Source organism: Arthrobacter sunyaminii (assembly GCF_018866305.1).
Lineage (GTDB): Bacteria > Actinomycetota > Actinomycetes > Actinomycetales > Micrococcaceae > Arthrobacter_B > Arthrobacter_B sunyaminii.
Genome location: NZ_CP076456.1, coordinates 2,998,332 through 3,011,508, shown reverse-complemented (window position 1 = coordinate 3,011,508; position 13,177 = coordinate 2,998,332). Strand labels below are relative to the sequence as shown.

General features: G+C 64.8%; 12 protein-coding genes and 1 pseudogene. 4 read left to right on the top strand and 9 right to left on the bottom strand.

Annotation, left to right across the window (positions count from 1 at the left end; all coding sequences use genetic code 11):
* Positions 1-35: 35 nt before the first annotated feature.
* The 4 genes from KG104_RS13540 to KG104_RS18270 all read right to left on the bottom strand — a co-directional run bounded on the left by KG104_RS13540 (position 36) and on the right by KG104_RS18270 (position 3,800).
* Entirely contained in the window at positions 36-725 is a 690-nt protein-coding gene (locus tag KG104_RS13540) for a hypothetical protein (RefSeq protein WP_104052587.1), read from the bottom strand.
* Positions 722-1,651, bottom strand: coding sequence for an ABC transporter ATP-binding protein (locus KG104_RS13535; protein ID WP_207347966.1), 930 nt, complete (start codon positions 1,649-1,651; stop codon positions 722-724). The genes KG104_RS13540 and KG104_RS13535 overlap by 4 nt, the downstream gene beginning before the upstream one ends.
* Complete coding sequence (locus KG104_RS13530; protein WP_104052585.1) at positions 1,648-2,034, bottom strand: GntR family transcriptional regulator; 387 nt, start codon at positions 2,032-2,034, stop codon at positions 1,648-1,650. Before KG104_RS13530 ends, KG104_RS13535 begins: the two co-directional genes overlap by 4 nt.
* A 281-nt stretch (positions 2,035-2,315) precedes the next feature.
* Positions 2,316-3,800 (bottom strand): macrolide 2'-phosphotransferase, encoded by a 1,485-nt coding sequence (locus KG104_RS18270; RefSeq protein ID WP_207347967.1) that lies wholly within the window; start codon positions 3,798-3,800, stop codon positions 2,316-2,318.
* Between the two features lie 141 nt (positions 3,801-3,941).
* On the opposite strand from KG104_RS18270, the gene nudC reads away from it, so the two are divergent.
* Both nudC and KG104_RS13515 read left to right on the top strand, forming a co-directional pair.
* On the top strand, positions 3,942-4,904 hold the full coding sequence (gene nudC / locus KG104_RS13520; RefSeq protein ID WP_207347968.1) for an NAD(+) diphosphatase: 963 nt from the start codon (positions 3,942-3,944) through the stop codon (positions 4,902-4,904).
* Complete coding sequence (locus KG104_RS13515; protein WP_207347969.1) at positions 4,901-7,018, top strand: ATP-dependent DNA helicase UvrD2; 2,118 nt, start codon at positions 4,901-4,903, stop codon at positions 7,016-7,018. Before nudC ends, KG104_RS13515 begins: the two co-directional genes overlap by 4 nt.
* A 118-nt stretch (positions 7,019-7,136) precedes the next feature.
* Here KG104_RS13515 and KG104_RS13510 read toward each other — a convergent pair whose 3' ends face one another.
* From KG104_RS13510 to KG104_RS13500, 3 genes are all read right to left on the bottom strand, one after another.
* Complete coding sequence (locus KG104_RS13510; RefSeq protein WP_207347970.1) at positions 7,137-7,499, bottom strand: hypothetical protein; 363 nt, start codon at positions 7,497-7,499, stop codon at positions 7,137-7,139.
* Between the two features lie 161 nt (positions 7,500-7,660).
* Positions 7,661-8,233 (bottom strand): hypothetical protein, encoded by a 573-nt coding sequence (locus tag KG104_RS13505; protein ID WP_207347971.1) that lies wholly within the window; start codon positions 8,231-8,233, stop codon positions 7,661-7,663.
* A gap of 101 nt (positions 8,234-8,334) precedes the next feature.
* Positions 8,335-9,126 carry a GAF and ANTAR domain-containing protein gene (locus KG104_RS13500; protein WP_181032446.1) on the bottom strand — a complete coding sequence of 264 codons (792 nt, stop codon included), beginning with the start codon at positions 9,124-9,126 and terminating at the stop codon, positions 8,335-8,337.
* Between the two features lie 117 nt (positions 9,127-9,243).
* Between KG104_RS13500 and KG104_RS13495 the strand changes: the two are divergent.
* Positions 9,244-9,550: pseudogene (locus KG104_RS13495) on the top strand (manganese catalase family protein); the annotation flags it as partial.
* A gap of 8 nt (positions 9,551-9,558) precedes the next feature.
* Here KG104_RS13495 and KG104_RS13490 read toward each other — a convergent pair.
* Positions 9,559-10,629: a ThiF family adenylyltransferase gene (locus KG104_RS13490; RefSeq protein WP_104052578.1), complete on the bottom strand. Its 1,071-nt coding sequence runs from the start codon at positions 10,627-10,629 to the stop codon at positions 9,559-9,561.
* 135 nt (positions 10,630-10,764) lie between these two features.
* Here KG104_RS13490 and KG104_RS13485 point away from each other — a divergent pair, with 135 nt between their 5' ends.
* Positions 10,765-11,406, top strand: a complete 642-nt coding sequence (locus tag KG104_RS13485; RefSeq protein ID WP_104160517.1) for a M48 metallopeptidase family protein — start codon at positions 10,765-10,767, stop codon at positions 11,404-11,406.
* 46 nt (positions 11,407-11,452) lie between these two features.
* Here KG104_RS13485 and KG104_RS13480 read toward each other — a convergent pair whose 3' ends face one another.
* A complete protein-coding gene (locus KG104_RS13480; RefSeq protein WP_207347972.1) occupies positions 11,453-12,901 on the bottom strand; it encodes a zinc-dependent metalloprotease in 1,449 nt (482 codons plus the stop codon).
* Between the last annotated feature and the right edge of the window lie 276 nt (positions 12,902-13,177).

Below are 13,177 nucleotides of genomic sequence, written 5' to 3'. Positions count from 1 at the left end.
TTAGTCGCCTTGTTTTGCCGGCGGCAAAAGCCTGCCTACGGCGTGGCCCGGCGAAGGGTTCCGTATGAACCCGCCGCCAGCACGACGCCGCCCAAGAGGAGCCAACCCGTCAGCGCGAGAGGCGTCAGCTGGACAAACCAGGCTCCCACCGCTGCCCAGGAGTCCGTCCAGGTGGCCGATGCCACGGCCCCCAGAAGAATCACGGCGAACCCTATAAGGGCGACCAGCAGGCCCGTGGTGCGCCACCGCTTGTAGACCGTGGCAAACCAGAAGCCGAACATAAACAGCAGCGTCGACAGTGCGAAGTAGAGCAGGATCTGCGTGTACCAGGCGGACTGCACTATCCAGGGAATCGCGAAGATGGCACCGTTCACTCCCCAACCGTTCGTCGCTTTTTCCACCAGGCCGAGGAGCCAGTAGAGCACACCGAGCCCGAGGGCCATGACGGCGAACAGGCCCAGGGTTCCAATGTAGAAGGAACGCCTGCTGACGCTCATGGCCTGCGAGAACGGGAAGGTGAGGGTCAGAGCCTGCACACCGATGCCGAGAAAATACCACATGACGGACTGGCCGGAGAGGGCCATCCTGGTGCCGCCGGTGTCCGGTATAACCGCCAGAATCGCCACTGCGATCAGCGTGGAGGAAACGAGGATGATCGCCGGGATGCCGAAATAAATCCATTTGTTGAGCAGCTGCATGCGAGCTACTGCCAGCGGCCGGTTCATCGCAGCACCTCCAGATCCTTGTTGTAGGTTTCGTCCGAAGAACCGGAGCTTTCATTCGCTTTGAGGGTGCGCCGGACAATCAGCTGCTGCAGTGAGACCGGTGCAAGTTCCAGCCCCAGCGTCCGTGCAAGCTCACGGTCGTCCGCGGTCAGCGTGCTGTCCACCGTCACCGAGGAAAGTGCCCCGAGCGAGTCCCTGTGCAGAATGGGCCGTTCACCTACAAACCGTTCCACCGCGGCGGCGGAACCGGCGACGGCGAAGGCCGAACCTGTGACGGCATCCACTTCGTCATCCATAACGATGCGGCCGTGGTCGATCACGATCACATGTTCGAGCAGGTTTGCCACTTCGTCGATCAGGTGGGACGAAAGGATGATGGTCCGGGGATGATCGGCGAAGTCAGTCAGCAACCTGTCGTAGAAGAGTTGGCGTGCCACGGCATCCAAACCCAGATAAGGCTCGTCAAAGAAAGTCAGTTCGGCGCGGGAGGCCAAGCCGATGATGACTCCTACGGCCGAGAGCTGTCCGCGTGAGAGCTTTTTGATCCGGTGCTTCTTCGGAGCGGGCAGCTGGAAGTCAGCCAACAACACCTCCGCCAGGTCTTTGTCCCAGTTGGGGAAGAAGAGGGCCGCTGCGTCGAGGGCGTTGCGGATGGTGAAGTCCTCAGGGTATTTCTGCGACTCACGGACAAAGCACATTCGGGACAGGACAGATTCATTCTCGAACGGGTGTGCACCAAAGATCCGGACGTCCCCGGAGCTGGCGAACGCCTGTGCGGTGAGGATGGACATCAACGTGGTTTTTCCGGCGCCGTTGCGGCCCAGCAGGCCGTAAATGCGGTTGGCCGGCAGTGAAAGGGTCACGTTGTCCAATGCCGTCTCGTCTCCGTAACGGCGAGTGAGGTTGCGGGTTTCTACGACGTTCATGGTGCCGGGGTCCCTTCGTGTTCGGCGGCACTGCGGTGGATGAGTTCGGATAACTCGTCAATGCCGATGCCCAGCTTTCGCGCTTCGTCGGCGACGGGTTGGATGTACTGGCGGTAGAACTGTTCACGTCGCTTGGCCAGGACGACGGCGCGGGATCCGGAGGCAACAAACATTCCGATGCCCCGCCGTTTGTACAGGAGGCCCTCGTCGACCAGCAGGTTGACGCCTTTGGCGGCGGTTGCCGGATTGATGCGGTAAAAGGCAGCGAATTCGTTGGTGGAGGGAACTTGGGCTTCCTCCGCAAGGACACCGTCCAATATGTCGGCCTCGATGCGCTCGGCTATCTGCACAAAGATGGGACGGCTTTCATCGAAAACGTTCACGGATGCGGCCTGAGGGTCATGCCTGCCTCGGTTTCACGGAGTGGGATCAGAAAGCGCCTGATCTGGTTGCTTGGTTAGTTGGTGGTGTAACTAACCATAGAACCAGGATAGCCCGGTGGCAAGGGCTGAGTGACAGAATCCGGGCAGCAGAAAACCAGGAGGGTCGCAGAGAGCCCTCCTGGTGTGAGGTATCAAGGGGTGCCGTGGGGCATCAAAGGGGCCAACGGATGCCGGACCGGGTTTGCCGCCCGCCGGGGGGGGGCAGATGCGGCCGCCAGTACCTACTTCTTCTTTATCGGTCCAAACTTCTTTTTCGCAGGACCCGAATTCTGCTGCTTTCCGTGTGAATCATCAGCTGCGGCCGGCTTTGCCGCTTCGGAACGTGCGGCGGAGGATGAATCCTCGTTCCGTGTTTTTCCGGACTCTGCCTCGGTCCCGCTGCTTGCGTCGAGGACGGTGACCTTCGACGAGGCGGTTTCTGATACGGAAGCACCCGCTGAAGGAGTACCGCTTGAAGTGACGCCCTGCGGAACGGCAACCGCGGAAATGGCACCGGTGGCCGCCGCCGGGGGTTTGCCTGAATCCTGTGCGCCGTCTGTTTCGGATTTAGCAGGCACAGTCTCGATGGGCATGACCGTGACGCGTGAAGAGCCTGCGCTCACCGTACCGCTGACCGTGGGACCCTTGGCCGGAGCCGGATGGGAAGCGGGAAGCACAACTGCAGGTGCGGCGGCCTGGCTGGCTGCCGCGGCATCGGCTGCCGCGGCTTTTTCCGCAGCGGCGGCCTTGTAGGCTGCGGCACTTTCCGCCGCAAGGGCTTCGGCGTCGTCCTGCTCGGCCTTTTCCGCGGCTTCCTGCTCCAGAATGTCCGCTTCAAGGGTGGCGAGCATTTCCTCGGCCTCGGCAACCATTCCCGGGTTTTCGGCTGCCACACCGCGTACCAGCCACTGAGCGAGTGCGAACTCCGCGGAGAGGGCCGCCCGGCGGATCAGATGAGGATCAGGCGCTTCCGGACGTGCGGCGTTGTAAGCAGCATGCACGGCGTCGGTAAAGGTGGGATCGTTGGCGGCGATCAGCCAGGCAAAGTCGTCTGCCGGGTCGCCGATGCGAAGGTCCGTCCAGCCCGTGACGGCGCTGATGCGGCCGTTGGAAACCAGCAGGTTGTCTTCGTGCAGGTCACCGTGAACCACTGAAGGGTTGAAGCGCCACAGGGTGACGTCCTCAAGGGCGTGTTCCCAGCGGCGCAGCAGCACCGGGGGGATTTTGCCCGTGGTGGCGGCCTGGTCCAGTTCGTTGAGTTTGCGCTGCCGGAACTCGTTTGCCGAATAGCTGGGCAGGTCGGCGTCATTCACCAGGTCATGCGGCAGGCTGTGGATGGCGGCCATGGCACGCCCCACCTCGCGGGGCAGCGGCCCGCCTTCGGCTACGAGTGAATCAATGTCCCGGGTGGAACCGGGCAGGTGCGAGTAGACAAAAGTGCAGAGGTCACCCTGCCGTACGGTGCCGGCCACATAGGGCAGGGCAAACGGGAGCTCTGCCCGTACCGCCGGCACGAAGGCCCGCAGTACCAGGAGCTCTGTTTCCAGCCGCATGCTGGCATCGATGTGCTTGGGCGAACGTACCCGCCACTGCTTTCCGGCTTCGTCGACAAGGACGGCGGAGTCGAAGTCCGCGGCGTCGTCGGGGGAGCCTGCGACGCCGGTGGGGGCCAGCCCGGGGACGGCGGCGCTGGCCATTGCTGCCAATTCCATGGGGGTGCGTTTCACATCTTCAACCGTAGAGGCAGATGTGGTGCGAATAACCATAGGCTCACGGCGAGTCGCCGGATGCGTGAGCAATAACTCAGCCGGGCGGGTAGTCCGGGGGCGAACTACAGGTTGGGGGGTGCAAGTCAGTACGGTAGGAACATGAGCAGCTCAGCACCGGTAGCAGTTGTACCCCCATTAGGATTATTGCCGCTGGCCCGCACAGCAGTGGACCGCGGTTCGGACCGCCGTGTCGCCGCGGACCTCTTTGAACAGATCCGCACAAATCCCGCCACCCGCGTCATGTACATGGCCGGGGGCAAGGCCCTGATCAACAGCACCGAGGTGGTGCTCGCCCCGGTCGCGGAGACCGGATTCGGAGACGTGCCCATCTACCTTGGCCGCACCCTGGCGGACGCGCAGGAACCGGCAGGCACCGACGTCGTACTGGTGACTTTGGCTCAGGAAGATCCGCTGCTGGAGATCGACGGCGCCCGCTGGGCATCGCTGCGCGAAGTCGCCGTCCTCCTGGGTGAGCTGGACGCCGCCCTTTTTGTGGAGGCAGCTGCCGTCTCCAACTGGCATGCCGCCCACACTCATTGCCCGCGCTGCGGTGCCGCCACCGTTCCCGAGCAGGGCGGCTGGGTCCGCCGCTGCCCGCAGGACAACAGCCAGCATTTCCCCCGCACGGATCCGGCGATCATCGTGGCCATCACCGACCCGCAGGACCGCATCCTGCTCGGCTCGGCTGCCGCATGGAAGGGCAACCGCTACTCCACATTGGCCGGGTTCGTGGAGCCGGGAGAGTCCCTGGAAGCGGCCGTCATCCGTGAGGTGGCCGAAGAGTCCGGGCTGACCGTCCACTCTCCGCAGTATTTGGGTTCACAGCCCTGGCCCTTCCCCTGCTCCCTGATGCTGGGTTTCACCGCCCGCACCGAGGACACCGCCACGACACCCGACGGCGTTGAGATTTCAGACGTGCGCTGGTTCACCAGGGAAGAACTGGGAGAGGCAGTAGCCAGCGGTGAAATTACGATTGCCAGCGGGATCTCCATTGCACGGAATCTGATTGAACGCTGGTACGGAGGACCGATCACAGAACCGGAGGTCGAGGCGCAGGCATGAGCGGCGACACCGTTGAAGCCCGAATCCTCGCCGGACTGGATGATGAACAGCGTGAAGTGGCCACCTCCCTGACCGGCCCGCTGTGTGTCCTCGCGGGTGCCGGTACCGGTAAGACCCGCGCCATTACCCACCGCATGGCTTACGGGGTGCACACCGGCGTGTACAAGCCCCAGCGTGTCCTGGCCGTGACGTTCACCGCCCGCGCAGCGGCTGAGATGCGTACCCGCCTGCGGGACCTGGGGGCCGGCGGAGTGCAGGCCAAGACCTTCCACGCCGCTGCCCTGAAGCAGCTGCAGTACTTCTGGCCGCAGACCGTCGGCGGCCAGCTCCCGGACCTGCTCAGCCACAAGGCCCAGTTCATTGCCGAAGCCGCCCGGCGCCTGAGGCTCTCCACCGACCGCGCCGCCATCCGGGACGTCGCCGCCGAGATCGAATGGGCCAAGGTGTCCATGCTGACGCCGGAAAGCTATGTGTCCGCTGCCAAGGGACGTGAAGCTCCGGCAGGTTTTGACCTCATCACCATTTCCCGCATCTTCCAGGCCTATGAAGACGTCAAGGTGGACCGCAACGTCATCGACTTCGAGGACGTCCTGCTGATCACCGTGGGCATCCTGCAGGAGGACGAACGCGTGGCCGCCACGGTGCGGGACCAGTACCGCCACTTCGTGGTGGACGAGTACCAGGATGTGTCCCCGCTCCAGCAGCGGCTTCTGGACCTGTGGCTGGGCGGGCGTGACGAGCTGTGCGTGGTGGGCGACTCCAGCCAGACCATCTACTCGTTCACCGGCGCCACGTCCAAGCACCTGCTGGGTTTCCCGTCCCGGTTCCCCAACGCTCCCATCGTCAAACTGGTGCGGGACTACCGCTCCACGCCCCAAGTGGTGGGACTGGCCAACCGGATCCTTGCCGCCCGCACGGCGGAGGGGGAGCGCTCGCGGTTCGCTCCGCCGTGGCCCAAGCCGCTGGAACTGATCGCCCAGCGTCCGGCAGGTCCCGAGCCCACCTTTACGGAATGCGCCGACGACGACGCCGAAGCCGCCTCGGTGGCCGAACGTATCAAGGCGCTGATCAAGGACGGCGTGAAGCCCGCGGAAATCGCCATCCTTTTCCGCACCAACGGTCAGTCCCAGGCCTACGAGCAGGCGCTGGCCACGGCCGGCATCGGTTACCAGCTGCGCGGCGGGGAGCGGTTCTTCGCACGGCGCGAAGTGCGTGATGCCATGCTCCAACTGCGGGCAGCCTCGCGTTCAGTGGGCAACGAGCCGGTGCCCCAGCTGGTCCGGGACATCCTGGTGTCCCTGGGCTACAGTCCTGAGGCTCCGGCCGGCGGCGGCGCCGTGCGGGAAAAATGGGAGTCGCTGGCAGCCCTGGTGGCACTGGCCGATGAACTGCACGCCAACCGCACACAGGATCCCGATGCCATCTTCACGCTGATGGACTTTGTTGCAGAGCTCGACGAGCGTGCCGCCGCGCAGCATGCCCCCACGGTCCAGGGCGTTACGCTGGCCTCGCTGCACTCCGCCAAGGGCCTGGAATGGGATGCGGTGTTCCTGGTGGGGCTGAGCGAAGGGCTGATGCCAATCTCCTTCGCGGACACCCCCGAGGCAGTGGATGAAGAACGGCGTCTGCTCTATGTGGGCATCACCCGTGCCCGGGAACACCTGCATCTTTCCTGGTCCACTGCCCGTACCCCCGGCGGCCGTGCCAACCGCAAGCCGTCCCGGTTCCTGGACGGCCTGCGGCCGCAGACCACCCGCGACCTGCAGCGCACTGTTACGCCCAAGGCTCCGGCACGGCGCAAATCCAGCGGCCCGGCCAAGTGCCGCGTTTGCGGAACCCTGCTCACCACCGGAGCCGAGCGGAAGGTGGGCCGCTGCGGCGAATGCCCGGTGACCTATGAAGAGAGCACCTTCGATGCCCTGCGGGAATGGCGCCGTGAAGCCGCGTCCGAGGCCGGGATTCCTGCCTTTGTGGTCTTTACGGACGCCACGCTGGTAGCCATAGCCGAGGACCGCCCGCCGTCGCTGAACCGGCTGGCAACCCTGCCCGGTGTCGGACCGTCCAAGCTGGAACGCTACGGGGAAGCCGTGCTGCGGGTGCTGGCGGACAACTAGCCGGCACATCAGCGTCACGTCACAGGGGTTTGCAGTCTCCGGCGTCGGGCGTCGGCGCGGAAACGCCTGCCGCTTCGGCCTCTTCGCGTTCCTGGTGCGCGGAAAGAATATCGGGACGCTAGCCCTCGCCCGGGTTCGAGCCGCGGCCGCGTCCGTAGCCCTGCTCCTCTGCGGATTGCGGGTGCCTGCCGTCTTCCAGCGGATGCCCGCCAGCCTGCGTGCGGGCGACGTCGGCACCGTACGGCGCGCGCGGACGCGGCGGGAGTTCGTCGATGAGCTCGTTCGCGGCATGGGCGAGGATGTCCCGCTGCAGCGGAGGAAGCGACAAAGAGCCGTTGATGTAGGCATCGACTTCGTACTCGCCCACAATGCCGCCGAGGCTGACGTACTGTATCCACACATCGGGCACGCACAGCCGGGCGTCGTCGAGCGCTTTCTTGAGCAACTGCCGCTGCTCCGGCTCAACTGCCTCGAAGACCATCTTCTGCCCCTAGCCGCGCTGTCGTTTCCCAACGCTCTTGATGACGTGCTCTGAGACGCTGGGCAGGATATTCGCCGCTGCGTGACAGAACACCAAAGACTCCTTCCCCCAAGGAGTAACCCTTGACCTTATCCCTGTCCCGGGTGCCGGGCCACAGGGACTTACGGATACTCGTGGTCGTAGATCTTCGTGGTGCTTTGGCCTGCGCCGGGTCCCGTGCGGCGGGCCCATTCCCCGCACAGCGCGCTGTACCACTCGAGCGCGAAGGCAGATGGATGATCGGAATCCAACTGGTGAAAAACCCGGTCCGTCAGGGCCTGCAGAGTGCGCTGGGGAAGGGCTGCCAGGGCCTCGGTGTCCAGCGGATCCGTCGGCAGGTCCATCCACGACAGCGCAGAGGGACGTTGGGCGGGGAATAGCTCGTGATGCACCCGGTGTGCCCGCGGGGCCGTTTTCGGTGCTGGGCATTGGGGCAGAAGATCCGGGCATTTGACCACGACTTCGGACTTGCCGAAGCCGGTGCCGCTGCGCAGAAGGGCAACAGCTTCCCGTTCGATGTGCCGTGCCCGTGTCAGGTCAACCGTGATCCGGTTTCCGTGGAGAAGGGCAGCGGCTTTGTGAACGATGGGAGGCAGGGCCTGGCAGCTTTCGGCCGTCAGGCAGCCCGATACTTGCAGGACCGCCTCGACGGGATCGGCATCAAGCTGGACGAGGACATGCAGTTTATGTTCCACGGGTCTCCAAAGAAGAGTTCCTGGGCGCACTGCTGAGCCTCTGCTATAAGCGTAGAAGGCCGACCTTGGCGGGAGCAAATCGGGAGGAACGGACGGCTGCGTCAGAAATCGAAGTGCGTCCGTGGCGCTCTTTCGCCCACTGAGGCCACCAAAAGAGCCGCCAGATCCCGGAGCTTTATGTTGCGGCGGCTGCAGGCGGACCGCAGGATGGTGAAGGCTTCGTCCTGGCCGCAGCGGTTCTGTCCCATCACGATTCCCATGGCCAGATCGATGGTGGTGCGGGACTCCATGGCCGCCCTCAGGTCCGAGGACTGCTCCTCCCTCGACGCCAGGCGTGCGGCGATGCGGAGCGGCTTGAGGATCCGGCGGCCGTACGCCTCGGCGCGGGAAACGGCGTCGGCATCGAACCTGTTTGGCCGGGCCGAGTACAGCGTGAGCCCGGCACGTCCTTCGGTGTCGAGATTCAGGGGAACGAAGATCAGGGAGCGCACGCCAAGCTGCTGCCCGACGTCGGCGTAGGCACCGCTGGCGGGGTCGTTCCAAAGGTCGGATATGTGCACGGTGGACTCTTGGCTCACGGCTGCTTTCGCCGGTCCCCGGCGAAAGGCATACTCCAGCTTTTCGACGGACGGGGGCGGCTCGCTGCTGAACCCCATGCAGACGGGCTTGCGGTCCCGGAGCAGGGCTATGGCGGTGAGTATCGGGTCGGTGTCCGTCGAAAAAGTCTCTGACGTGAGGACGGCCAGCCGATGCAGGAATTCCGGGACGGTGCAGCTCGAGAGAATGACGTCTTCCAGCCGGTCCAGCAAGAAGCTGTCCAGGGTCTCGGGTGATCCGGCATGGCTCTCGAACGCATGCCTAACCTCTGTATGCATCCCCTGCATCTGTTTCATTTGGTGGTCCTCTCCACCCCTACTGCCGTTACCGAGTGTGCTTATTAGTTGCATGCCGGTTCAGATGTCAGTCACTGGCCCGGCCCGGTGTCGGCATCAGAGGCGCAACTGTCGGGCCTGACAAAGGCGAATAGTGTTTTTCATAAGCAGGAACTTCAGTTCAAGGCAACGCCGGATAAGCCGGATGCCGTCTACGCACGAAAGCTTCAGGACTTGCTCGGCGGACAGGTGAAATCACCGTAGTAATGCAGCACGGCTTCCAGTCCTGGAATTCGCACCTGTCCGGCAAGCACCGACATCTATTTTACGGGATTGCGGCTGAGGAGACGGGCGGCAGGTGGAGATGCTCGCCGTCATGATCGCCCAGCTGCCCGAAAAGGTGGCCGGAGCCGGTGCCCGCCCGGTGTGGTCAGCAACGACGCCGAGAAAGCGCTAGGACGCCTGCGCCGGAGTGTTTTTCCGTTGCAGCCGGCAGCCGCACTTCGGGTGGAACGCAAGTCTTTTCAGGCCGGCATATCCGTCGGCCGCCCGCAGCGAAAGCACAGCGGACCAAGTCACCGGTTGCACCACGCCGTCCAGAAAGGACAGCACCTGGGCAGCAGCGGTACCGGCGGCAGAGACGGCTCCGGCTGTTTCCTCGCCGGCGGGCCTGGCCTCCACCTGCTGCCGCCCCAAGGCCTCCGATGCGTCGTGCCACGTGCTGTCGCCGTCGATGAGCTGCAGCTCGAGACATTCCAGGCACGGTGTCAGCCCCGGAACCACCAGCGGCCCGACGTCTATGCCCGCCTCATGGACAGTCACGCTCAGGAGGGGGTGTTCCCGCGTTGGCAGGCCCGTCTGGCGTCCGGCAATGGGTGGGCCGCCGACCACGACCGCCAGGTCCAGGTTCCCCGCCCGCAGACTTTGCTCCGGGCTGGTGGTGGGAAGAACCTGCACGGTGGGATCCAACCGGTAAATGTGCCGTTTCACTGCCTGCGCACGTCCCATTCCCAGATCAGTGAGGGGATAGGCGGCGCCCACATCGGAGGGCAGCACCACTCCGGGGTCGCTCAGGACCAAGGTGCCGACGCCGGCGCCGGCCAGAGTGCGGGCAAGAAGGGCGCCGGTGCGGCTTAGCCCGCTGACCTCCACCACTGCACGGGCACGGGAACGGGCACACGCGCCTGCATTCATCCGATACGACGCCGACAAATGGTCCAGATCCCCGGCCAGCCGTTCGAGGCGCAGCGCCGGAACAGCCTGCCCGGGCGGCTCCGCCGTATCGGCATACGACACAAGTACGGGGGAGAGAGCGGAGATCAGGGCGCGGGCACGCTGTGCCGGGACGGAGCACTGCCGGGCGGCTGCAGTCTCCGCACCGTCCGGGACTCCGGCGCGGAGAACCGCCAAAAACTCCACATCACCCGCCTGCAGCCCGCGGACCACCAGAGCATCCGGCCCCAGCCCGAATTGGCGGGCTGTCAGCGAGAGCACCAGGACATGAATTCCGGGGTTGATCCGCATGGAAACCTCCAAAGGGGACATCCGCTCGGCAGCGGGCGGGATGGGCCTGCTGAGCCATCTTGGCATGCGGTTGGAAAGAGGGAGCGGTTATCCACAGGTGCGCGTGCACACCGGTGCCTCGCCTAGGGTTAAGACATGCCTTCAGGAGATTTACCCCGCTCAGCACAACGCCGGCTCCGCTCCGGCGGGACAGCCGTGCCGTCGGTAACCAGCACCGGCATCCCCATTGAAGTGCGGCGCTCAGCCAAGCGCAGGCGTACGGTGAACGCCGCCTTCCGGGACGGAAAAGCGGTCATTTCGATCCCCGGCCACTTCACTACGGCGCAGGAAGCGGAGTGGGTCCAGCGCATGGTGATGCGCCTTGAGCAGCGCACGGCTCCGGCACAGCTGCCCGATCCGCAGGCCCGTGCCAATGAGCTTGCCGAGCGTGCGGCCCAATTGTCACAGCGGTATCTGGGCGGGGCTGCCCGGCCGGTGTCGGTGCGGTGGGTCAGCAACCAGAATTCCCGGTGGGGCTCCGCCACCCCGGCCCGGGGAACCATTCGGCTTTCCGACAAGCTGCAGGGAATGCCCGGGTGGGTGGTGGATTATGTGCTGCTGCACGAATTGGCGCACCTGATTGAGGCTTCCCATTCAGCCGCGTTTTGGCAGCTGCTGGAGGCTTATCCGCAAACCGAAACTGCCAAGGCGTACCTTCAAGGGGCGGCCTTTGCCTCCGCGCGGGGGCTTGACGGCGCCATGCAGGAGGACCAGGGCGCCGAAGAGCCGGGCGACTAGCTTTCGCCCGCCGCCCGGCTCTTCAATTCGTGCCTGTCAGGGCCGGTCAGGGCTTGGGCGCTTCGCCCTCGTCCGAACCGTTTCCTTCTTCACCGTTTCCGGGTCCCTCGTCCGCGCCGTCATCCGGTGTTTCATCCGAGCCGGCGGGATCTTCGGCGGGCGTGTCAAAACCGCCGTCGAGCAGGCGCTGCAGAGCGGCGTCCACGTCGGAATCCGAGGCCTCGAGCAGCTCACGGCGCTTGCTGAAGCCCTGCGGGTCATCCAGGTCCTTGGATGTGGGAATGAGATCCGGGTGTTCCCAGACAGCGTCGCGGCCTTCGATGCCGCGCTCTTCACGCAGCTGGGACCATAGGGCGGCGGCGTCACGAAGACGGCGCGGCCGCAGTTCAAGGCCGACGAGCGAGGAGAAGGTGTGCTCTGCCGGACCGCCGCTGGCACGGCGCCGCCGGATCATCTCACGCAGGGCACCGGCGGAGGGCAGATTGACCGTGGCGGCTGCGGTGACCTCGTCAACCCAGCCTTCCACCAGTGCCAGTGCCGTTTCCAGGCGTTCCAGTGCCGCTGCCTGCGCGGGCGTCTGCTCGGGTTGGAAGACTCCGCCGGAGAGGGCTTCCTGGATGGACTCCGGGTTGGACGGATCCAGGTCCCGGGCCACTTCCTCAATCTTGGACATGTCGATGTGGATGCCGCGTGCATAGCTTTCGATGGCACCGAAGAGGTGGGCACCCAGCCATGGAGCGTGGGTGAAAAGCCGGGCGTGGGCCGCTTCGCGGACCGCCAGGTACAGCCGGATTTCGGTCTCGGGAACGTCCAGGCCTTCACCGAATTTGGTCACGTTGGCCGGCAGCAGCGCCATGGTTCCGGCAGCCAGCGGAAGACCGATATCGGTGGAGCTGACAACCTCCTTGGAAAGCGCGCCAATGGCCTGGCCAAGCTGGATTCCGAACATGGCCCCGCCCATATTGGCGAGCATCGAGGAGGCCCCACCCATCATGACCTTCATTTCCTCGGGCATTTGAGTGGTGATGGCGTTGGAGAGGGCCTGCGAAATGCTGACCGCCACCGGCTCCGTCAGGCGCTTCCAGGAGGCCATGGTGGCTTCCACCCACTCGGCCCGGCTCCAGGCCTGTCCCAGCGTGGAAGTGGAAGCAAAATCCGTCACCGGATCCAGCCAAAGCTGGGCGAGGTGCAGGGCTTCGTCGACTTCGCGGCGCTGCGCAGCCGACACGGAGGGATCGCTGTCTGCCGCAGCAACACGGCGGGCGTTGTCCTTGGCAAGCTGCCAGTTGACCGGGCCGTCGGAAGGAGCGCTGAACATTGCCTGGACCTGCTGGAAGATCATGGCCATGGCATTGGGGTCAGAGGGAAGCCCGGCTGCCTTTGCCAGCTCGGACGGATCCATGCCGCCGGCACCCGCGCCGCCGAAGAGCTTGGCAAGCATCTCGGAAAGCGGATCCTGGGGCGTATCCCCGGAGTCGGAAGGGTTGGAGCTCATGGATACCACCGGTCCTGTGGAAGATTGAAGTGCATTGCAAGGTGCAGAATTGTCAGCCGGCCAGCGGCCGGCAACTGCCCCGGACCATGGACCGCCGAACAGCGACCATGGTTTCCTTACGTTACCGGCATGCCCGTATGCCTGTCCCGCGTTCACCCGATTCGTTCGCTGTTGGCAAAGCGCCTGGGCGTGGATGCCTGCAGGGCAGAGCACGCGGGCGTAGGCTGGGTGGCAGTCTTCGCCGTTTCAGCCTCTGTGGGTTGCCTCGGGTTCCCG